This window comes from Blastococcus jejuensis (assembly GCF_039534705.1).
Lineage (GTDB): Bacteria > Actinomycetota > Actinomycetes > Mycobacteriales > Geodermatophilaceae > Blastococcus_B > Blastococcus_B jejuensis.
Map to the genome: position 1 here is coordinate 608,807 of NZ_BAAAVV010000002.1, position 20,497 is coordinate 629,303.

The 20,497-nt window shown below is 73.7% G+C and carries 18 protein-coding genes; 10 read left to right on the top strand and 8 right to left on the bottom strand.

The features are described from left to right. Window positions 1–28: 28 nt before the first annotated feature. Window positions 29–1,489, top strand: coding sequence for a benzaldehyde dehydrogenase (locus ABD644_RS06625; RefSeq protein ID WP_344687897.1), 1,461 nt, complete (start codon window positions 29–31; stop codon window positions 1,487–1,489). Between the two features lie 74 nt (window positions 1,490–1,563). On the opposite strand, the gene ABD644_RS06630 is transcribed toward ABD644_RS06625, so the two are convergent. After that, a complete protein-coding gene (locus ABD644_RS06630; protein WP_344687899.1) occupies window positions 1,564–2,232 on the bottom strand; it encodes a 3-oxoacid CoA-transferase subunit B in 669 nt (222 codons plus the stop codon). Further along, a complete protein-coding gene (locus ABD644_RS06635) occupies window positions 2,232–2,999 on the bottom strand; it encodes a CoA transferase subunit A (RefSeq protein ID WP_344687900.1) in 768 nt (255 codons plus the stop codon). The genes ABD644_RS06630 and ABD644_RS06635 overlap by 1 nt, the downstream gene beginning before the upstream one ends. A gap of 215 nt (window positions 3,000–3,214) precedes the next feature. Here ABD644_RS06635 and ABD644_RS06640 point away from each other — a divergent pair, with 215 nt between their 5' ends. Together ABD644_RS06640 and ABD644_RS06645 are read left to right on the top strand one after the other, a co-directional pair. Next, complete coding sequence (locus tag ABD644_RS06640; protein ID WP_344687902.1) at window positions 3,215–3,661, top strand: DUF5709 domain-containing protein; 447 nt, start codon at window positions 3,215–3,217, stop codon at window positions 3,659–3,661. Window positions 3,662–3,667: 6 nt separating this feature from the next. After that, window positions 3,668–4,315 (top strand): class I SAM-dependent methyltransferase, encoded by a 648-nt coding sequence (locus ABD644_RS06645; RefSeq protein ID WP_344687903.1) that lies wholly within the window; start codon window positions 3,668–3,670, stop codon window positions 4,313–4,315. Window positions 4,316–4,322: 7 nt separating this feature from the next. On the opposite strand, the gene ABD644_RS06650 is transcribed toward ABD644_RS06645, so the two are convergent. Both ABD644_RS06650 and ABD644_RS06655 read right to left on the bottom strand, forming a co-directional pair. Then, window positions 4,323–6,161, bottom strand: a complete 1,839-nt coding sequence (locus tag ABD644_RS06650) for a bifunctional sugar phosphate isomerase/epimerase/4-hydroxyphenylpyruvate dioxygenase family protein (RefSeq protein WP_344687904.1) — start codon at window positions 6,159–6,161, stop codon at window positions 4,323–4,325. Further along, complete coding sequence (locus tag ABD644_RS06655) at window positions 6,158–7,051, bottom strand: shikimate dehydrogenase (protein ID WP_344687905.1); 894 nt, start codon at window positions 7,049–7,051, stop codon at window positions 6,158–6,160. The genes ABD644_RS06650 and ABD644_RS06655 overlap by 4 nt, the downstream gene beginning before the upstream one ends. Before the next feature lie 86 nt (window positions 7,052–7,137). Here ABD644_RS06655 and ABD644_RS06660 point away from each other — a divergent pair, with 86 nt between their 5' ends. Next, the gene (locus ABD644_RS06660; protein ID WP_344687906.1) at window positions 7,138–7,785 is read left to right on the top strand and encodes a TetR/AcrR family transcriptional regulator; all 648 of its coding nucleotides are present in this window, start codon (window positions 7,138–7,140) and stop codon (window positions 7,783–7,785) included. A gap of 276 nt (window positions 7,786–8,061) precedes the next feature. After that, complete coding sequence (locus ABD644_RS06665; protein ID WP_344687907.1) at window positions 8,062–9,408, top strand: MFS transporter; 1,347 nt, start codon at window positions 8,062–8,064, stop codon at window positions 9,406–9,408. Between the two features lie 52 nt (window positions 9,409–9,460). Here ABD644_RS06665 and pdxY read toward each other — a convergent pair whose 3' ends face one another. From pdxY to ABD644_RS06680, 3 genes are read right to left on the bottom strand one after another with little or no spacing between them, the layout of a single operon-like run. Beyond that, complete coding sequence (gene pdxY, locus ABD644_RS06670; RefSeq protein WP_344687909.1) at window positions 9,461–10,312, bottom strand: pyridoxal kinase PdxY; 852 nt, start codon at window positions 10,310–10,312, stop codon at window positions 9,461–9,463. Window positions 10,313–10,334: 22 nt separating this feature from the next. Beyond that, on the bottom strand, window positions 10,335–11,162 hold the full coding sequence (locus tag ABD644_RS06675) for an IclR family transcriptional regulator domain-containing protein (RefSeq protein WP_344687911.1): 828 nt from the start codon (window positions 11,160–11,162) through the stop codon (window positions 10,335–10,337). Window positions 11,163–11,194: 32 nt separating this feature from the next. Continuing rightward, window positions 11,195–12,679 (bottom strand): amidohydrolase family protein, encoded by a 1,485-nt coding sequence (locus ABD644_RS06680; protein ID WP_344687912.1) that lies wholly within the window; start codon window positions 12,677–12,679, stop codon window positions 11,195–11,197. A 233-nt stretch (window positions 12,680–12,912) separates the two neighbouring features. Here ABD644_RS06680 and ABD644_RS06685 point away from each other — a divergent pair, with 233 nt between their 5' ends. From ABD644_RS06685 to ABD644_RS06705, 5 genes are read left to right on the top strand one after another with little or no spacing between them, the layout of a single operon-like run. Further along, window positions 12,913–14,127 carry a CaiB/BaiF CoA transferase family protein gene (locus ABD644_RS06685; protein WP_344687913.1) on the top strand — a complete coding sequence of 405 codons (1,215 nt, stop codon included), beginning with the start codon at window positions 12,913–12,915 and terminating at the stop codon, window positions 14,125–14,127. Beyond that, window positions 14,124–14,939: a citryl-CoA lyase gene (locus tag ABD644_RS06690; protein ID WP_344687914.1), complete on the top strand. Its 816-nt coding sequence runs from the start codon at window positions 14,124–14,126 to the stop codon at window positions 14,937–14,939. The genes ABD644_RS06685 and ABD644_RS06690 overlap by 4 nt, the downstream gene beginning before the upstream one ends. Then, entirely contained in the window at window positions 14,936–15,898 is a 963-nt protein-coding gene (locus ABD644_RS06695; RefSeq protein WP_344687916.1) for a quinone oxidoreductase family protein, read from the top strand. Before ABD644_RS06690 ends, ABD644_RS06695 begins: the two co-directional genes overlap by 4 nt. A gap of 26 nt (window positions 15,899–15,924) precedes the next feature. Then, window positions 15,925–16,788, top strand: a complete 864-nt coding sequence (locus tag ABD644_RS06700; protein ID WP_344687918.1) for a dioxygenase family protein — start codon at window positions 15,925–15,927, stop codon at window positions 16,786–16,788. 44 nt (window positions 16,789–16,832) lie between these two features. After that, window positions 16,833–19,232 (top strand): cation-translocating P-type ATPase, encoded by a 2,400-nt coding sequence (locus ABD644_RS06705; protein WP_344687919.1) that lies wholly within the window; start codon window positions 16,833–16,835, stop codon window positions 19,230–19,232. Between the two features lie 13 nt (window positions 19,233–19,245). On the opposite strand, the gene ABD644_RS06710 is transcribed toward ABD644_RS06705, so the two are convergent. Next, entirely contained in the window at window positions 19,246–20,487 is a 1,242-nt protein-coding gene (locus tag ABD644_RS06710; RefSeq protein ID WP_344687920.1) for an FAD-dependent oxidoreductase, read from the bottom strand. Window positions 20,488–20,497: the final 10 nt, after the last annotated feature.

Here is a 20,497-nt window from a genome sequence, read left to right on the forward strand (position 1 = left end):
GACGACGAAGTGAACACGAGGAGTGAACATGGCATTGCTCGACAACGGCGCCTGGCAGGGCAAGGTCTGGACCGGAGCCTGGACCGACGGCAGCGGCGGCAGCTACGACGCCGTCGAGCCCGCCACCGGCGAGACGATCGGCGCCGTCGGCAAGGCGACCCCCGCCGACGTCAGCACCGCCGCGGCCCGCGCGGTCGAGGCGCAGCGGGGCTGGGCGGCGCTGCCGTTCGAGGAGCGGGCGGCGGTCCTGCGCAAGGCCGGTGACGTCCTCTCCGCGCACGCCGACGAGATCAAGGGCTGGCTGGCCCGCGAGTCCGGGGCGATCCAGCCCTTCGGCGACTTCCAGGTGCACACGAGCGCCCAGGAGTGCTACGAGGCCTCCGCGCTGCCGAGCCACCCCTACGGCGAGCTGCTGCGCAGCGGATCGCCGCGCCTGAGCTTCGCCCGCCGCGTGCCGGCCGGCGTCGTCGGCGTCATCGCGCCGTTCAACGTGCCGACGATCCTCGCGATCCGCGCGGTCGCCCCGGCGCTGGCCCTGGGCAACGCGGTGATCCTCAAGCCCGACCCGCGCACCGCCATCAGCGGCGGCGCCATGTTCGCCCGCGTCTTCGAGGAGGCGGGGCTGCCGGCCGGCGTGCTGCAGGTGCTGCCCGGCGGCGCCGATGTCGGCGAGGCGCTCGTGGTGGAGCCCGCCGTCCGGATCATCGCGTTCACCGGCTCCACCCGCGCCGGCCGCGCGGTCGGCTCGCTGGCCGGTCAGCACCTCAAGCGGGCCCACCTGGAGCTCGGCGGCAACTCGGCGCTGATCGTGATGCCCGACGTCGACGTGCGGGCGGCCGCCTCGGTCGGCGCGTGGGGCACCTTCGCCCACTCGGGGCAGATCTGCATGGCGACCTCCCGGCACCTGGTGCACGAGTCGATCGCCGAGGAGTACACGCAGATCCTCACCGAGAAGGTGGAGAAGCTGCCGGTCGGCGACCCGTTCCGCGACCACGTCGCGCTCGGCCCGCTGATCGACGCCGGCCAGCGCGACCGCGTGCACGGCCTGGTCACCGCCAGCGTCGACGGCGGCGCGCAGGTGCGCACCGGCGGCACCTTCGAGGGGCTGTTCTACCGGCCGACCGTGCTCGGCAACGTGCCGGTCGACGCCCCGGCCTACCAGGAGGAGATCTTCGGCCCGGTCGCACCGGTGACGCCGTTCTCCTCGATCGACGAGGTCGTGAAGCTCGCCGCGGGCACCGAGTACGGCCTGTCCCTGGGCATCCTCACCAAGGACGTCTACGCGGGCCTCGAGCTCGCCGAGCGCATCCCGTCGGGCCTGGTGCACATCAACGACCAGACGGTCAACGACGAGGCCGTGGCCCCGTTCGGCGGCGTCGGCGCGTCGGGCACCGGCTCCCGGCACGGCGGGCCCCAGGCCAACATCGAGGCGTTCACCGAGACCCAGTGGGTCACGGTGCGCGGGGACCTGCCGGCGTACCCGTTCTGAGGCCGTCGCCGGGCGATCGCTGACCCTCAGGCGGACATTCCGACGTCGGAATGTCCGCCTGAGGGACGTCGTGCTCAGACGGTGGCGGGCAGCCGCATCGTCGGCACGTCGTCGATGACGGCGAGGGGTGCGCCGGTGGCGGCGAGGACGTCGTCGGCGGTGACGCCGGGGGCGACCTCGCGCAGGACCAGCCCGTCGTCGGTGACGTCGATGACGGCGAGGTCGGTGATGATCCGGTCGACGCACGCCTTGCCGGTCAGCGGCAGGGTGCACTCCTCGACGATCTTGGCCGACCCGTCACGGGCGACGTGCTCCATCATGATGATCACCCGGCGGGCGCCATGGACGAGGTCCATCGCGCCGCCCATGCCGTTGACCATCTTCCCGGGGATCAGCCAGTTGGCCAGGTCGCCGCGGACGTTGACCTGCATCGCCCCGAGGACGGCGACGTCGAGGTGCTTGCCGCGGATCATCCCGAAGGAGAGCGACGAGTCGAAGAAGCTCGACCCGGGCAGGATCGTGACGGTCTCCTTGCCGGCGTTGATGAGGTCCGGGTCCTCCTCGCCGTCGAACGGGTAGGGCCCGACGCCGAGGATCCCGTTCTCCGAGTGCAGGACGACGTGGATGTCGTCGGGCACGTAGTTCGGGACGAGGGTCGGCATGCCGATCCCGAGGTTGACGTAGTGGCCGTCCTCCAGCTCGAGGGCGACGCGGGCGGCGAGCTGCTCGCGGGACAGGGCCATCAGGCGGACGCTCCCTCGGGGCGTGGGCGGGTGGTGCGCTTCTCGATCTTCTTGCCCTCGGGGCCGACGACGACGACGCGGTCGACGAACACCCCGGGCAGGTGCACGTCCTCGGGCTTGATGTCGCCGGGCTCGACGAGCTCCTCGACCTCGGCGATCGTGATCCGCCCGGCCATGCCGGCGAGCGGGTTGAAGTTGCGGGCCGACTCGTGGAAGACGAGGTTGCCGTGCCGGTCGCCGACGGCCGCGCGGACGAGCCCGAAATCGGCGGTCAGCGCCGTCTCGAGCACGTACTGCTCGCCGTCGAAGACCCGGACCTCCTTGGGCTCGCTGGTCTTCACGACGTTGCCCTCGGCGTCGTAGCGCACCGGGATGCCGCCTTCGGCGACCATCGTGCCGACCCCGGTGGGCGTGTAGAAGGCGGGGATGCCGGTGCCGCCGGCGCGCAGCCGCTCGGCCAGCGTGCCCTGCGGCGTCAGCTCGACCTCGAGCTCGCCGGTGAGGTAGAGCCGGGCGAGCTCCTTGTTGCCGCCGACGAACGAGCTGATCGTCTTGCGGATCCGGCCGGCGTAGAGCAGCACGCCCAGCGCCTGGTCGTCGACCCCGCAGTTGTTGGAGATGGTGACCAGGTCCTTGGTGCCCTGGGCCAGGAGCGCGTCGATCAGGGCGATCGGCACACCGCAGAGCCCGAACCCGCCGACCGAGAGGGTGACGCCGTCGGCGATGTCGGCAACGGCGTCCTGGGGGCTGGCGACGACCTTGTCCATGTCAGGCCTTCCCGTCGTGCGTCCGTGGGGGCAGGACGGCGTCCCGCGGCTGGTTCCGGCGTCTGCGTTCCACCCACGTGCTCCCATCGTCCGCGACTGCTCGGGTCCAGTATCGCCGTCCGCGGTCCGGGTCCGTTCCGGTGGGCCTGTCCCCGGGGCGCCCGAGCCGCCAGACTCGTCGGAACGGCCGACGACGCGACATCGGAGGAGACGACATGGAGCCGGGCATCTACGGCACCGACGGCACCGACCCCGAGGAGGACTCGGGGGTGCTGGAGCCCGAGGACACCCTGGAGGACACGCACGGGGTCCGCGACGTCCTCGACACCGGGTGGTCGCCGCCGGAGAAGCCGTGGGCGGTCGACGACTGGGGCACCACGGAGGCCGAGGAGTCGGCGGGGGAGAGCCTCGACGGCCGGCTGGCCCGGGAGGTGCCGGAGGGCGTCGACGACGAGGGCGACGGGCTCGGCGACACCTCCGACACCGACGGCGAGCTCATCGACGAGGAGGTCGGCGACGTGCGGGCCGGCCGGCTGGTCGACGCCGACGACGGCGGGAGCTCCGACACCGACGACGAGCTGTACGCCCGCGACGCCGGCATCGACGGCGCGGGGGCCTCGGCCGAGGAGGCCGCGGTGCACGTCGTCCGCGAGCGCGACTGATCGATCGTGGCCAAGCCCGGAACGGCGGTCGAGCATCCCTTCTTCGCGCGGTTGTGGGTGCGCATGGCGCCGTCGATCGAGCGGCAGGGCGCCGGTGAGCACCGGCAGCGGCTCCTGCACGGCATCAGCGGACGCGTGGTCGAGGTCGGCGCCGGCACCGGCAGCAACTTCGGCCACTACCCGGCCGGCGTGACCGAGGTCGTGGCGGTGGAGCCCGAGCCGCGGCTGCGCGCTCTGGCGGCGGAGGCCGCGCGGGACGCCGCCGTGCCGGTGACCGTCGTCGACGGCGTCGCCGACCGGTTGCCCGCCGACGACGGTTCCTTCGACGCCGCCGTCGTCACGCTGGTGCTGTGCAGCGTCCCGGACCAGGCGGCCGCCCTGGCCGAGCTGCGCCGGGTCGTGCGGCCCGGTGGGCGGCTGTACTTCTGGGAGCACGTCCGCGCCGAGCGGCGGGGTCTCGCCCGGGTGCAGCGGCTGCTGGACGCCACGGTGTGGCCGCGCGTCGGCGGGGGCTGCCACACCGCGCGGGACACCATGGCGGCGATCGCCGATGCCGGCTTCGTCGTGGAGCGCGTCGAGACGTTCGCCTTCCCCGACACGCGGCTGCCGATGCCCGCCTCGCCGCACGTCCTGGGTGTCGCCGTCCGATCGTGACCGTCGCTCAGGCGGTGGCCAGCCGCAGCCGCCGGTGCGCGGCCATCCGGACCGGGGCGTTGACCGACCCGTAGCCGTCGTAGCCGCCGATGCGCTGGACGACCTCGAAGAACACACGCGAGCCGAGCACCTCGGTGTAGAGGTGCAGGTAGCTCCCGCCGGCGTCCTCGTCGTAGAGCAGGCCGCACTCGCGCATCCCGGCGACCAGGCCGGGGTCGAGGTCGACCCGCGCCTCCAGGTCGTCGTGGTAGTTGGCCGGCACGGCCAGCAGCGGCGCGCCGGCGGCCCGCAGCCGGCGGGCGGTCGCCACGACGTCGCCGGTGGTGAAGGCGACGTGCTGCGGTGCGGGCACCCCCGGCGCCCAGCCGCCCCGCCGGAGCAGCGACGCCGTCAGCGCGAGCCGGAGCGTGCGGTCGGGGTTGGCCACCGCCCGCGTCCGGACCAGGCCGAAGGGGGCGGCCACCTCGACCACGCCCTCGGGTTCGAGGCCGAGCACCGCGCGGTAGAACAGCCCGGCCTCGTCGAAGGAGTCGAAGGGCTGGGTCAGGCCGACGTGGTCGATGGCGGTCAGGCCCGCACCGGGGGAGGCGGGCGCCCCGGTGTCGAGGAAGTCGGCCGGCCAGCCGTCCGGGCCGGTGCGGGTGAAGAACACCTCGGTGCCGTCGGGGGCCGCCACCGCCGAGAGCTCGGCCTCCGCCGCGCCGCGGGTCCGCGGGAGCACCGGTGCCAGCAGGGCCTCGGCCCGCAGCGCGGAGGCGGTGGGATCGGTGCTCTCCAGTCCCAGCGCCGCGACGGCGGCGAGCCCGGGACCCTCCGGGCGGACGACGGAGGCGTTGAGCAGCACCCGGGCCCGGCCCTGCTCCCACAGTTGCACGGGCTTGGAGCGGTGCTGGCCGGTGTGCGTGAAGCCGAGGGCGGTCAGGGCGCCGGCCAGCTGGGGGCCGGACACCCCGTCGACGGCCAGCTCGGCGAACGAGTGGCCGGTGAGCGCGGGGGGCGGCGGGATCGCGCCGGGCGCAGCGCCGGGGGAGCGGTGGGCCAGGGATTCCTCGAGCCACAGCAGCGAGCGCATCGCGTCGACGGCGGCGCGGCGCGGGTCGGACTGGCGGAAGACGTCGTTGAACACCTCGAGCGACAGCGGGCCGGTGTAACCCGCGGCGAGGACGGCGCCGAGGAAGCCGGGCAGGTCGAACGCGCCCTGGCCGGGGAAGAGCCGGTGGTGCCGGCTCCACTGCAGCACGTCCATCTCCAGGCGCGGCGCGTCGGCCAGCTGGAGGAAGAACAGCTTGTCCGCGGGGACGGCGCCGAACCCGGCGGGGTCCCCGCCGCGGGAGAGCACGTGGAAGCTGTCCAGGCAGAGGCCCAGCGCCGGGTGGTCCGCCCGGCGCACGGCCTCCCAGGCGGCGTCCCACGTGGAGACCTCGGCCCCCCATGCCAGGGCCTCGTAGGCCAGGCGCAGGCCGCGCTGCGCGGCCCGGTCCGCCGCGCCCGCGAGCTGCTCGGCCAGCCGGTCCAGGTCGGCGACGGCGTCGGGGGCGACCGACGAGCAGACCAGCATCGTGTCGGTGCCGAGCGCGGTCATGACGTCGAACTTCCGCTCCGCGCGCCGCAGGTTGCGGGCGAAGCGCTCCGGATCGGTCGAGTCGAGGTCGCGGAACGGCTGGTAGAGGTCGATCGTCAGCCCCGCGTCGGCGCAGCGGGCAGCCAGCTCCGCGGGCGACCAGGGCGAGCCGATCAGGTCCGGCTCGAACACCTCGATGCCGTCGAAGCCGGCGGCCGCCGCGGCGGCCAGCTTGTCCTCGAGCGTGCCCGACAGGCAGACCGTGGCGATGGCCCGGCGGGTCACCGGGCGATCCGGACACCCGGGTCCGGCGCCGCGATCAGCGTGCTGAAGTGCGCGAGCATCCGCTCCGCGTCGGGCTCCACGCCGGTGATCAGCCGGAAGGCGTCGACGGCCTGGAAGACCGCCATCCCGCCGCCGTCGAGCACCCGGCAGCCGGCCGCGCGGGAAGTGCGCACCAGCTCGGTCTCCAGCGGCCGGTAGACGATGTCGGCCACCCACAGGTCCGGGCGCAGCAGGTCCGCCGGCAGCGGGAGTCCCGGGTGCGCCGCCATGCCGGTCGGCGTCGCGTGCACCAGCCCGTCGGCGCCGGCGAGCGCGTCGGCGACACCGGCGACGGCCCCGCCCGCGGCGCGGTCGGCGCCGAACCGGTCGGCGAGGGACGCAGCGAGCGCGCGAGCCCTGCCGGCGTCCACGTCGAGCACGGTCAACCGGCCGGTGCCGAGGGTCAGCAGGGCGTGCGCGACGGCCGCGCCCGCGCCACCGGCACCGAGCAGCACGACCCGGCCGAGCGCCGCGTCGGGCAGCCCGCGGTCGAAGGCCCGCGCGAAGCCGGACCAGTCGGTGTTGTGGCCGATCGTCCGGCCGTCCCGGAAGACGACGGTGTTCACCGCGCCGAGCGCGGCGGCGTCGGGGGAGAGCTCGTCGAGGTGGGGGAGGACCAGCTGCTTGCAGGGGTGGGTCACGTTCACGCCGTCGAAGCCGGCGAGCCGGGCCGCCGCCAGGAGGTCGCCGACGGACTCGGCCGGGAGGCCGAGCTCGTCGAGGTCGAAGCGCCGGTAGACGTAGCGGAGGCCGAGCTCGTCGCCCTCGCGCTCGTGGAGGGGCGGCGTCAGCGACGGGCCGATGCCGGTGCCGATCAGGCCGGCGAGGTAGCTGGGCGATCCGTGGCTCACGAGCGGCCTCCGCGTTGTGTACCAGTTGGTGAGTTAGCCCAGGGGACCACATTCGCGACTCAGGCGCCAGCCCCTAGGCTGACTGCGTGACCGCCCAGCCTTCGGAGGCCGTCGAGCGCATCCGGGACGCCGAGCGGACCCGTGCCGACATCCTCGCCGTCGCCACCCGCGAGTTCGCCGACCAGGGCTACGCCGGTGCGCGGATCAACCTGATCGCCGACAAGACCAGCACCACCAAGCGGATGATCTACTACTACTTCGGCGGCAAGGAGCAGCTCTACGTCGCCGTCCTGGAGCAGGCCTACAGCTTCATCCGCGGCCTGGAGCAGCAGCTCGACGTCGAGCACCTCGATCCGGTCGAGGCGATCCGCGAGCTCGCCGCGCTGACGTTCGACCACCACGAGTCGCACCCGGACTTCATCCGGCTGGTCAGCATCGAGAACATCCACCGGGCCGAGCACATCGCCCGCTCGACCATCCTCTCCGGCCTGGCCAACCCGGCGCTGGACGTGCTGGGCACCATCCTGGCGCGCGGCTGGGCGGCGGGGGTGTTCCGCGAGGACGTCGACGCGCTGGACGTGCACCAGGTGATCAGCGCCTACTGCGTCTTCCGGACGGCGAACCGCCACACGTTCGGCGCCATCTTCGCCCGCGACCTCCTCGACCCGAGCCTCCGCGAGCACCAGCGGCAGATGCTGGGCGACCTCGTCGTGGCCTGGCTGACCGCTCGCTGAGGCGTCCGCCCGCCCCACCAGCACCTTTCCCCGGCGGCGCGCCGGATTCCGGGCGCCGGCTTGACAAGGTGACGGCCATCACCTCACCATCTGGTACGTAACCAGTTGGTACATAAGCCGCTGGATGACCGGCCCTGAGCACACGGGGACGGGAGAGCAGGCAGCCGGACACCCCGGACGCCGCGCGCAGCACCGCACCGCTGACCGCACCGGGCGCAGCCCGGCCGCCACCCGGCACGAATCCTTCGCTGCCGCCGGTACTCCCAGGAGATCACCATGACCACCACCGCCCCCGGTGGCCCCGTCGCCGAGCGCGTCCCGCGCAAGGCCGCTCTCGCCAGCTTCGTCGGCAGCATGCTCGAGTACTACGACTTCTTCATCTACGGCTCGGCAGCCGGCCTGGTCTTCCCCCAGGTGTTCTTCGCCGACAGCGACCCGGCCACCGCGACCCTGCTCTCGCTGGCCACCTTCGGCGTCGCGTACGTGGCCCGTCCGATCGGCGCGGTCATCATCGGTCACTTCGGTGACCGGCTGGGCCGCAAGAAGATGCTGGTCATGACCCTGCTGCTCATGGGTGTCTCGACGTTCCTGATCGGCCTCCTGCCGTCCTACGCCGCCATCGGCGTGACCGCGCCGGTCCTGCTGGTCGTGCTCCGCGTCCTGCAGGGACTGTCGGCCGCGGGGGAGCAGAGCGGTGCGAACTCGCTGACCCTCGAGCACGCCCCGGACGGGCGTCGCGGCTTCTTCACCAGCTTCACGCTGAGCGGCACCCAGGCCGGCCTGATCCTCGCGACGTTCGTCTTCATCCCGGTCGCCGCACTGCCGGACGAGCAGCTCTACAGCTGGGGTTGGCGGATCCCGTTCTTCCTCTCCGCGGTCGTGGTCGCGGTCGGCTACTGGGTGCGGCGCACCCTGCCCGAGACGCCGGAGTTCGAGAAGGTCGAACAGGCGCACGAGGTGGCCAAGCTCCCCGTCGCCGTCCTGTTCCGCGACCACTGGCAGAGCGTCCTCCGCGTGATCCTCTGCGCCCTGGTGTCCGTCGTGAGCACGATCGTGGCCACCTGGTCGCTGGCCTACGCCACCGACACCGTGGGGCTGGACAAGGCGACCTACCTGTGGGTCGTCGTCGCCGCCAACATCGTGGCGCTGGGCGCCATCCCGCTGTGGGCGCGGCTGTCCGACCGGATCGGCCGCCGGCCGGTGTTCGCCTTCGGTGCGCTCGGCTCCGCCGTCCTGATCTTCCCGTTCCTCTGGGCCGTGGGCCGGGGCGACTTCGCGCTGATCTTCCTGTTCGGGATCCTGCTCTCGGGCGTCGTGTACTCCGCCGCCAACGGCATCTGGCCGTCGCTGTACGGCGAGATGTTCAGCACGAAGGTGCGCTACTCCGGCATGGCGATCGGCACGCAGATCGGCTTCGCGCTCGGCGGGTTCTCCCCGGCGATCGCCGCGGGCATCGTCGGTGACGGGCCCAACGGCTGGCTACCGGTGGCCTTCCTGACCGCGGCGGCCGCCGGCGTGGCCGGGGTCTGCGCCCTCACCGCGCGGGAGACCGCGCACGTGCCGCTCGCCGACCTGGGGCAGTCCGGTGCCGAGCGCGTCCAGCGGGAGCGCGTCGCCGCCTGATCCCTCGGTCACTGCAGGCCCCGGTCGCCGACCGGGGCCCGCAGTGCGTCCGTCAGACCTCGACGACCTCGAACGAGCGGCTCGGCGACACGAACTCCTCCTGCGCGTCGACCAGCAGGATCTCCCGCGACCCGGCGGCCTCGGTGCGGGCGAGCAGGCCGAAGACCGACGCGGCGGCCCGGCCCAGCGCCTCGCCGGCCGACCGCGTGTCGAGCCAGTGGGCGAGGAAGAGCGCGGCGATCGCGTCGCCCGCCCCGTTGACCGACACGTCGAGCCGCGGCGTGCGCACGCGGTAGTGCCGGCCGCCCTCCGAGGCCAGCAGGTCCACGGCGTCCGCGGGCGTGTCCTCGGCGACCAGCGACGTCGTCAGCACCACCCGCGGGCCGAGGTCGTGCACGGCGGCGACCGCGTCGGTCACCGACGCGATCGACCCGGTCGTCGTCCCCGACAGCAGGTCGAGCTCGAAGTGGTTCGGCGTCACGACGTCCGCGGCCGGGACGGCGACGTCGCGCATGAACTCCTCGATGCCCGGGCGCACGAACACCCCGCGCCCGACGTCGCCGATCACCGGGTCGCAGCAGTAGACCGCCTCGGGGTTGGCCGCCCGCACCCTGGTGACCGTGTCGACGACCGCGTGGCCGATGTCGGCCGAGCCCAGGTACCCGGAGAGCACCGCGTCGCAGCGGCCCAGGACGCCGCGGTCGGCGATGCCCTGCACGATCTCCTCGATCGCCGGACCGTCGAACACCCGCCCGGTCCATTCCCCGTAGCCGGTGTGGTTGGAGAACTGCACCGTGTGCACCGGCCAGACCTCGATGCCCAGCCGCTGGAGGGGGAACACCGCCGAGGAGTTGCCGACGTGCCCGTAGGCGACGTGGGACTGGATGGAGAGCACCGCGACCATGCCGACGACGGTCGCACACCGGTCAGGCCGGGCGCGCGCCGCCGGTGTCGCGGGTGACCTCGACGTGCGGCCGGGACTGCCACAGCGCCCACTCGGCGCTGATGTCGCCGGCCGCGCGCAGCAGGTGCGGGAGGTGCTCGCCGAGGAGCACCTCGGTGGAGGTCTCGGCCGCGTGCACGGTGACGTTCATCGCCGCCCGCACGGCGCCGGTGCCGTCGCGCACCGGGACGGCGACCGACCTGACGCCGGGCGCGAGCTCCTCGTCGGCCAGCGCCCAGCCGCGGGCGCGCACCTCGGTCAGCTCGGCGAGCAGTTGCTCGCGGGAGCGGCCGATGTAGGCGGGCAGCCCGGCGCGGCTGGGCAGCTCGAGGGTGGCGGCGAGCTCGTCGGGGGAGAGGGCGGCGAGCAGCACCTTGCCCTGCGAGGTCTGCGCGGCGGGGAACCGCGTGCCGATGTCGACCCGCAGGGCGATGATCTTGGGCACCGACACCCGCGCGACGTAGACGATGTCCGAGCCGTCGAGCTGGGCCATCGACGAGGACTCGCCGGTGCGCGCGACCAGGGCCTCGAGGTGCGGCCGGGCGATGTCCCAGAGGCCGAGCGCACCCACGTAGGCCATGCCGAGGGTGAGCACCTTCGGCGTCAGGGCGAACGTGCCGCCCGTGGACCGCACGAAGCCGAGCTCCTCGAGGGTGAGCAGCAGCCGGCGCGCGGTCGGCCGGGCCAGGCCCGCGGCCGTCGCCACCTCGGTCAGGGACATGCTCGGGTGGTCGGCGTCGAAGCACGCGAGCACGTCGAGCCCGCGCGCCAGCGCCTCCACGAAGTCCGGCCCCGCCCCGCGTCCGGCCATGTCCCCTCCTCCCGTCGTCCGTCCGACCGGGTTCAGCGGCCGAGCACGCGCTCCTCGCCGCCGGCGTGCGTCGCCTCGGACTTGTAGTCGGTGTACTGGTACGGGTTGTCCAGCACCTCGGTCGTGGGCAGGTCGGGGAACATGCCCTGCGCCCAGGCCTCCTCGCCGAGCTCGGACCGCAGGTAGCCGACGGTGTCCTCGATCTCCCGGCGCACCGGTGCGAGATCGGTGCCGACCAGCCTGCCCTCGGACTTCACCACCCGGCCGTCGACGACGACGGTGTGCACGTCGCCGCGCTGGGCCTGGAAGACGACGTGGCCGTACGGGTTGAGCATCGGGAACATCACCGGCGACGCGTCGTTCTTGATCAGCACCACGTCGGCCTTCTTGCCCGCCTCCAGGCTGCCGAGGTCGTCGCGTCCGAGCGCCCGTGCGCCGCCCCGGGTGGCCCACTCGACCACCTTCTGCGCGCGCAGCCGCAGGTGGGTGATGGTCTCGCCCTTGAGGTGCGCGTCCATGTGCTCGGCCATCCGGTCGGCGTTGAGCGTCGCGCGCATCGCGGAGAAGACGTCGGCGCTCCACCAGACGCTGGTGTCCATCGACAGCGACATCGGGATGCCGTACTGCAGGACCTGCTCGGTGGGGGCGTGCCCCTGCCCGGCGCTGCACTCCGATTCCGTGGACACCGAGATCGAGCCGCCGGTGGCCGCGATGCGCTGGTAGCTGTCGCGGGTCAGGGTGGAGGCGTGCACGTAGATCGTGTCGGGCTGCATGAAGCCGTGCTCGTGCATGAGCTTGATGCCGTCGTCGTTCGTGGCGCCCCAGACGCCGGCGTGCGTGGTCACCGGGAGCCCGAGGTCGCGGGCGACCTCGAACGCCGCCTTCTCGGGGAACGCCGGGTCGCCGGTGACGTCGAACGCCATCTGCACGCCCATCATGTCGTCGCGGGCGTCGCGCAGGCGCTCCAGGATCGCCCGGACCGCCGGGTCGGCCGACCACTCCCACGGGCCGGCCTGGATGTTGCCGTAGGCGAGCACGAACCGGCCGGGCACCGAGCGCAGCGCATCCAGCGCGGCCTCGGCGTGCTCGACGGTGTGCAGGTTGTGCGACCAGTCCACGGTCGTGGTGACGCCCGCGTCGAGCGACTCGATCGCCGAGAGCCGGTTGCCCGCGGCGATGTCCTGCGGCCGGAACTTGCGGCCGTGCTCGAGGTAGTTCCAGACGAAGTACTGGGTCAGCGTCCAGTCGGCGCCGTAGCCGCGCATCGCGGTCTGCCACATGTGCCGGTGGGTGTCGATCATCCCCGGCATCACGATGCCGCCGGAGGCGTCGATCTCCTGGGTGCCCTCCGGCACGTCCAGCCGCGGACCGACCGCCGCGATCCGGTCGTCGACGACGAGCACGTCGCCGTCGGTCAGGACCGTCGACGCGTCGTCCATGGTCAGGACGGTGCCGCTCCGGAACACCAGCGGCCGACCGGGCTGCGGGGCAGCCGCACCGGCATCGGGAAGGCTCATCGTCGTCTCCTCCTGGACAGCGTCGTCACGGTCGTCGGACATGCGTCCGCACAGCGGTCAGCATGTCGCACCTGTCACAGTGGTGTGGCGCGCACCACGTGTCAAGAGGTCGATCCGCAGACACCGAGGACGCGCCTCGTTCCTGTTGACAGGCGTCCCCGCGCCCCACGAGACTCGGGAACGGACAGCTGTCCGCTCACCGATCGCCTGCGACGAGAGGACCGTGCGCCCCGATGACCCCACCCGAGACCGCGCCCGGGAACGCCGGAGCGGGCGGTGGCCCCGATGGTGGCGCTCCCCGGGGGCCGCTGGCCGGCCTGCTCGTCGCCGACTTCTCCCGCATCCTGGCCGGTCCCTACGCCACGATGCTGCTGGCCGACCTGGGCGCGGAGGTCGTAAAGGTGGAGGGCCCGACCGGCGACGACACCCGCACCTGGCAGCCGCCCGTCCGCGAGGGCGTCGCCACGTACTACCTCGGCGTGAACCGCAACAAGCGCTCGGTGGCCCTCGACCTGAAGGACGACGGCGACCGGCAGCTGGCCCAGGAGCTCGCCCGCCGCGCCGACATCGTCGTCGAGAACTTCAAGCCCGGCGGGCTGGCCCGCTTCGGCCTGGACTACGCATCCGTGGCCGCCGGCAACCCGGGGGTCGTCTACGCCTCGATCAGCGGGTTCGGCAGCGGCCCGGGTGGCGAGAAGCTGCCCGGCTACGACCTGATCGTGCAGGCGATCTCGGGGTTGATGAGCCTGACCGGCGACCCCGACGGCGAGCCGTACCGGGCGGGGGTGGCGCTGTTCGACGTCATGGCCGGCCTGCACGCGACCATCGGGGTCCTCGCCGCGCTCAACCACCGGCGCGACACCGGGGAGGGGCAGCACGTCGAGGTCAACCTGCTCTCCTCGGCGCTGTCCGGGCTGGTCAACCAGACCAGCGCCTTCGTGGCCGGCGGCGTCGTCCCGTTCCGGATGGGCAACAGCCACCCCAGCCTCTTCCCCTACGAGCCGCTGCCCTGCTCCGACGGGGACCTGATCATCACCGCCGGCAACGACGGGCAGTTCCGCCGGCTGTGCGAGGTGCTGGGCGTTCCCGAGCTGGTCGAGGACCCACGGTTCCGGCACAACGAGGACCGCACCGCCCACCGCGACGCCCTGCGGCCGCTGCTGGTCGAGCGGCTGCGCACCCGCACCAAGATGGAGTGGTTCCGCGAGATCATCGGCGCCGGGGTGCCGTGCGGCCCGATCAACACCGTCGACCAGGGCGTCGCGTTCGCCGAGGAGATCGGCCTGGACCCGGTCGTCGTGGTGGGGGAGGGGACGTCGGCGGTGCCGTCGGTGCGCAACCCGATCACGTTCTCCACCACCCCTCCGGCGTACCGGCTGCCGCCGCCGTCGCTGGACCAGCACGGCCAGGAGATCCGTCAGTGGCTGACCGAGGAGCGGACCGCGTGACCGACGACCTGAGCTTCCCCACCTCGCTCGGCACGTCGACCGCCGACGAGATCCGGCTGCTGGGCAAGGACCTCACCGCCGACCTCATGGGCACGGTGGGCTTCGGCGAGCTGGCCTTCTGGCTGGTGGCGCTGCGCCGCCCGACGCCGTCGGAGACCCGGGTCTTCGAGGCCGTGCTGGTCGCCCTGGCCGACCACGGCTTCACCCCGACCGCGATCGCCGCGCGGCTGACCTACCTGTCGGCGCCGGACTCCCTGCAGGGAGCCCTGGCGGCCGGCCTGCTCGGTGGCGGCTCCCGCTTCCTCGGCGTCACCGAGGACTGCGGCAGCTACCTGCACGAGGTGCTCGAGGCTGAGTCCTCGAGCTCCCCGGCCCGGCCCCTGCCCACCGATGACGCCGGCTGGGACGAGCTGGCCCGCCGGGCCGTCGCCGACACCCGGGCCGCGAAGCGGTTCGTCCCCGGGCTGGGCCACCCGGTGCACAAGGTGCGCGACCCGCGGACCCCGGTGCTGATCCGCATCGCCGAGGAGGAGGGGCTCCGCGGCCCGCACCTGCGGTTGTTCGAGGCCATCGGCCGCGTGCACGAGGAGATCCTCGGGCGCCGGCTGCCGCTCAACGGGGCGGGCGTGTGCGGGGCGGCGCTGGCCGACCTCGGCCTGCCGGTGGAGATGCTGCGGGGGTTCGCCCTGCTGGCCCGGGCCGCGGGCCTGCTCGGGCAGATCGCCGAGGAGCGCCGGCGGCCGATCGGCATGGACGCCTACCTGGCCGTCGACCGCAACGCCGTCTATGTCGATCCGGAGGCAGAACGGTGAAGGCCGCCGTCCTCACCGAACCCGGCAGCGCGCCCGCGTACGGGGAGCACCCCGACCCCGCCGACGGCACCGTCGTCCGGGTCACGGCCGCGCCGATCGTCCCGCTCGACCTGCTGGCGGCCTCCGGGACGTCGTACTTCGGCCGCCCCGCCGTGCCCTACGTGCCCGGCGTGCAGGGCGTCGGCGTCGTCGAGCGCTCCGCGGTGCACGAGCCGGGCGCCCGGGTCTGGTTCGCCACCTCGGCCGGCATGGCGCCGGGCGACGGCAGCCTGGCCGAGCTCTGCGCGGTGCCCGAGCGCGACCTGGTCCCCGTGACTGCCGACGTCGAGGACAGCGCGCTGGCCGCGCTGGGGCTCTCCGGCGTCGCCGCCTGGGTCATCCTCTCGGCCCGCGCGCGGCTGCAGGCCGGCGAGCACGTGCTGGTGCTGGGCGCCGGGGGAGCGGTGGGACAGGCCGCCGTCGGTGCCGCGAAACTGCTCGGCGCCGGCCGCGTGGTCGCGGTGTGCCGCTCGGCCGAGGCGCAGGAACGGGCCCGGCAGGCCGGCGCCGACGCCGTCGTCCCGCTCGAGGGCGACGTCGACTCGCTCACCGCCCGCTTCCAGGACGCGTGCAACGGCCGGGCCGACGTCGTCGTCGACCCCGTCTTCGGCATCGCCGCGACCGCAGCCTCCCGGGTGCTCTCCGAGGGCGGCCGGCTGGTGAACCTGGGCGGCGCCTCGGGCGACGTCGCGGAGTTCTCCTCCGCCGTCCTGCGCAGCAAGTCCCTGCAGCTGCTCGGCTACACGAACAACGCACTCGACCCCGCCGAGCGGGCGGCCGCGCTCACCGAGGTCGCCGGTCACGCCGCGGCAGGACGCCTGGCCGTGGCGCACGAGGTGCTGCCCCTGACCGAGGTCGCCGACGCATGGCGGCGCCAGGCTTCTGGCCAGGCCGGCGTCCGCTTGGTACTGACGCCCTGACAATCCGCATCCCGCAGGAGGACGACGTGCAGCTGGTCACCGAGGAGAACATCACCGACCTCGCGGTGGAGCGCTGGGCCACCGCCCACGATCCGCGGCTGGGCGAGCTCATGACCGCGCTGGTGCGCCATCTGCACGCCTTCGCGCGGGAGGTCCGGCTCACCGAGGCCGAGTGGATGGCCGCGATCCAGTGGCTCAACCGCGCCGGGCAGATCAGCAACGAGAAGCGCGAGGAGTTCATCCTCACCTCCGACGTCCTCGGGCTGTCGATGCTGGTCGTCCAGCTGAACCACCAGCTCGACCCGCGGGCCACCCCCGCGACGGTGCTCGGGCCGTTCCACATCGAGGGGTCGCCGGAGCTCGGGTACGGGGCCGACATGTCGCAGGGCCTGCCGGGCACGCCCCTGGTCATCTCCGGGGTGGTCACCGACCTCGAGGGCAACCCCGTGCCCGGCGCGGTGCTCGACCTCTGGCAGGCCGACAACGAGGGGCTCTACGAGTCCCAGCACGCCGACGTCGACGAGGCGCGGCTGCGGGCGAAGTACACGTCCCGCGAGGACGGCAGCTACTGCGTGCGCACCGTGGCCCCGCTGGGCTACACGATCCCGATGGACGGGCCCGTGGGCGACCTGATCGCGCGGACGGACATCAGCCACTTCCGACCGGCGCACGTGCACTTCCTGCTCAACGTGCCGGGGTACGAGCCGCTGATCACCCACCTGTTCGAGGAGGGCGCGGACTACCTCGACAGCGACGTGGTGTTCGGCGTCAAGGAGCCGCTCGTCGTCCGCTTCGAGAAGCGGGAGCCCGGGCCGACCCCGGACGGCGGCACCATCGACGAGCCGTGGTTCGAGGCGCGGTACGACTTCGTGCTCCAACCCCAGGGCTGAAGTCCCCGCGTCCGAGGGACGCGCTGCGTGCCATCCTTCGCACCGTGTCCGTGGAGGTGACCGCCCCGGCCGGGTTGTCGGCGGCGGAGGTGGCCGAGCGGGTGGCGGCCGGTCTCACCAACGCGACCACGGTGCGGACGAGCCGGACCGTCGGCGAGATCGTCCGGGCCAACGTCTTCACGGTGTTCAACGGGCTGCTCGCGGCGCTGTTCGTGCTGGTGATGACGACCGGCCACTGGCAGAACGGGCTGTTCGGCGGCGTCGTGGTCGCCAACGCGGCGATCGGCATCGTCCAGGAGCTGCGGGCCAAGCGGACGCTCGACCGGCTCGCCGTGCTCAACGCACCACGCGCGCGGGTGCTGCGCGAGGGCGGCGAGCAGGACCTGCCGGTGGCCGACGTCGTCCGCGACGACCTCCTGGTCCTCGTCGCCGGTGACCAGGTGCCGGCCGACGGCGTGGTGCGCTCCTCGAACGGTCTGTCGATCGACGAGGCGCTGCTGACCGGCGAGTCCGAGCCGGTCGCCAAGGAGGCCGGCGACGACGTCCGGTCGGGCTCGATCGTCGTCGCCGGCCGGGGGTGCGTGCAGGCGACGGCGGTCGGCGACGAGTCGTACGCCGCCCGGCTGGCCACCGAGGCCCGCCGGTTCACGACGACGTTCTCCGAGCTGGTGCACAGCACCAACCGGCTGCTGCGCTGGATCTCGATCATGCTGCTGGTCGTCGGGCCGGCGGTGCTATGGAGCCAGTTCCGCACACCCGACAACCCGGGCTGGCGGGACGCGGTCACCGGAACGGTCGCGGCGCTGGTCGGCATGATCCCCGAAGGGCTGGTGCTGCTCACGACCCTCGCGTTCATGGTCGCGACGGTCAGCCTCGCCCGCCGGCAGACGCTGGTGCAGGAGCTGCCCGCCGTCGAAGGACTGGCGCGGGTCGACGTCGTCTGCCTGGACAAGACCGGCACCCTCACCCACGGCGACGTGCAGTTCGACCGGCTGGTGCCGTTGCCCGGCGACGGTGCCGGTTCGGCCGGCCCCGCGCTCGGCCTGCTGGCCGCGGCCGACCGGGCCAACGCCACCGCCGAGGCGCTCGCCGCGGCGTTCCCCGCCGCCGGGGCGCCGGACGATGCGGTGCCGGCGGATTCGGTGCCGTTCTCCTCCGCCCGGAAGTGGTCGGCCGTGCGGACGGCGGACGGCGTGAGCTGGGTGCTGGGCGCCCCGGAGATGGTCCTGCCCGGCGCGGCGCCGGGCGACCCGGCCCGCGCGCGGGCCGACGAGCTGGCCGCCGAGGGGCGGCGGGTGCTGCTGCTGGCCCGCTCGGTGCAGCTCTGGGGGGAGGACGGCGACGAGGCGGTGCTGCCGCCGGCGCTGGTGCCGGTCACGCTCGTGGTCCTGGCCGAGCGGATCCGCGAGGACGCCCGCGAGGTGCTCGGCTACTTCACCGAGCAGGGCGTGGCGCTGAAGGTGATCTCCGGGGACAACCCGCGGACCGTGGGGGCGGTCGCCGCCGCCGTCGGCGTGCCGGGGGTGCGCGGGGCCGGTGACGGCGTCGACGCCCGGGACCTGCCGGAGGACGGCGACGCGCTGGCCGACGCGGTCGAGACCGGCTCGGTGTTCGGCCGGGTCACCCCCCACCAGAAGCGGGCCATGGTGCGCGCGCTCCAGCAGCGCGGCCACGTCGTCGCCATGACCGGTGACGGGGTCAACGACGCGCTCGCGCTCAAGGACGCCGACATCGGCGTCGCGATGGGCAACGGCTCCCCGGCCACCCGCGCGGTGGCCCAGCTCGTGCTGCTCGACGGGCGGTTCGCGCACCTGCCCGACGCGGTCGCCGAGGGCCGCCGGGTGATCGCCAACATCGAGCGCGCGGCGAACCTGTTCCTCGTCAAGAACATCTACTCGCTGGTGCTCGCCGTCATCACCGTCGCGACCCTGTCGGCCTACCCGCTCGCGCCCATCCAGCTGACGCTGATCTCGACCGTGACGATCGGCGTCCCCGGCTTCTTCCTCGCGCTCGGCCCGAACCGTCGCCGGTACCTGCCCGGCTTCCTCGGCCGCGTGCTCCGGTTCTCCGTGCCGGTCGGGGTCGTCACCGGCCTGTTCGCCTACGCCGGGTACCTCGCCGCCCGCTGGCTCGAGCCCGGGACCGGCGTGGCCGGCGCGCGGACCACCGCGACGTTCGTGGTGCTGGTCGTCGCGCTGTGGACGCTGGTCATCCTGGCCCGGCCGCTGGCGCCCTGGAAGCTCGGGCTGCTGGGCGCGATGGCCGGCGTGGTCGTGCTGGTCGCGATCGTGCCGGCGCTGGCCGAGGGCATCGTGCTGCTGGTCATCACGCCGACCGCGCTCGCCGTCGCGGCGGTCGTCGGCGCCGCCGGCGCGCTGCTCGTGGAACTGGCCGACCGGCTGGTCGGGCACCCGGCCGCGCGGCACGACGGCGACGCCGCCTGAGCCGCGCGTGCCGTCAGGCGGTGACCGGGTGCCCGAGCGGCTGCGGCTCGAACATCGGCGGCTCCTGGTCGGGCGTCAGCGCCGTCGGGCCGTAGAGCCAGTCGACGAAGCTGTAGTCGTGCACGTCGCGGGCCCGCAGCAGCTCGTTGCGCAGCTCGCGCTGCTCGCCGTCGAGGTGCCACAGCTCGCCCCAGGCCCGGGCCGTGGTCAGCACGCGCCGGCAGTGCTCGGGCCGGACGGCGTCGTAGGCGGCCAGAGCGGCGTCCCAGTCGACACCGCCGTCGGGCAGCCGGTGCGCGCCGGCGTGCTCGGACAGCACCCAGGCATCCTCGATCGCCATGACCGCACCCTGGGCCAGGTACTGCAGCGGCGGGTGCGCGGCGTCGCCGGTGAGGGCCACGCGGCCCTGCACCCAGTGCATGAGCGGCTCGCGGTCGAACATCCGCCACCAGCGGTCCCGCCACATCAGCGGCAGGCCCTCGGTGACCTGGGCGCAGGAGCCGGCGAAGGCGCCGTCGAGCTCGTCGGGCGTCCCCCAGTCCTCCTGGCCGGCGAGCGCCTTCGGTGACTCGAACACGGCCACCTGGTTGAGCATCTCGCCCTGGCGCAGCGGGTACTGCACGAAGTGCCGCTGCGGTCCCACGTAGACCACGACGTCCTCGAGCGACACGTCCTTGCCGGCGACGGCGGAGATCGGGACGGCGCCCCGGTAGGCGACGTAGGCGGAGTTCACCGGCTGGTCGTCGCTGAACAGCGGGCGGGCCACGGAGTGGAGGCCGTCGGCGGCGATGACCACGCGGGCCTCGACGCGGCCCCCCGCGTGCACGGCGGCCGCGCCGTCGGCGAGCTGCTCGTAGCCGGTGACCTTGACGTCGGTGACCAGCTCCACGCCCGCGCGCTGGCAGGCCCGCAGCAGCGTCCCGTGCAGGTCGCTGCGGTGGATGACCACGTAGGGGAACTCGTAGCGCGACTGGACGTCGTCGAGGTCGAGGCGGGTGAGCACCGAGCCGTCGACCGCGTCGCGCATGACCAGGTTCTTCGGCCGCACGCCGAGGGACTCCACCTCGGACAGCAGCCCCCAGGCGTCGAGGATCCGGGTGCAGTTCGGCGCGATCTGCATGCCGGCACCCACCTCGCCGAACTCCGACGAGCGCTCGAGGACCGTGACCCGCAGGCCCTTCCGCGCGAGCGCGTAGGCGGTGGCCAGGCCGCCGATGCCCCCGCCGACCACGACCACGTCGTTCGTCGTCCCCACGTCGGTGCTC

Coding starts and splice junctions, on each gene's coding strand:
- ABD644_RS06675 (WP_344687911.1), bottom strand. CDS start 11,162: ATGGCCGGACGCGGGGCGGGGCCGGACTTCGTGGAGGCGCTGGCGCGC.
- ABD644_RS06665 (WP_344687907.1), top strand. CDS start 8,062: ATGACCACCACCGCCCCCGGTGGCCCCGTCGCCGAGCGCGTCCCGCGC.
- ABD644_RS06635 (WP_344687900.1), bottom strand. CDS start 2,999: ATGGACAAGGTCGTCGCCAGCCCCCAGGACGCCGTTGCCGACATCGCC.
- ABD644_RS06680 (WP_344687912.1), bottom strand. CDS start 12,679: ATGAGCCTTCCCGATGCCGGTGCGGCTGCCCCGCAGCCCGGTCGGCCG.
- ABD644_RS06625 (WP_344687897.1), top strand. CDS start 29: ATGGCATTGCTCGACAACGGCGCCTGGCAGGGCAAGGTCTGGACCGGA.
- ABD644_RS06685 (WP_344687913.1), top strand. CDS start 12,913: ATGACCCCACCCGAGACCGCGCCCGGGAACGCCGGAGCGGGCGGTGGC.
- ABD644_RS06630 (WP_344687899.1), bottom strand. CDS start 2,232: ATGGCCCTGTCCCGCGAGCAGCTCGCCGCCCGCGTCGCCCTCGAGCTG.
- pdxY (WP_344687909.1), bottom strand. CDS start 10,312: ATGGTCGCGGTGCTCTCCATCCAGTCCCACGTCGCCTACGGGCACGTC.
- ABD644_RS06640 (WP_344687902.1), top strand. CDS start 3,215: ATGGAGCCGGGCATCTACGGCACCGACGGCACCGACCCCGAGGAGGAC.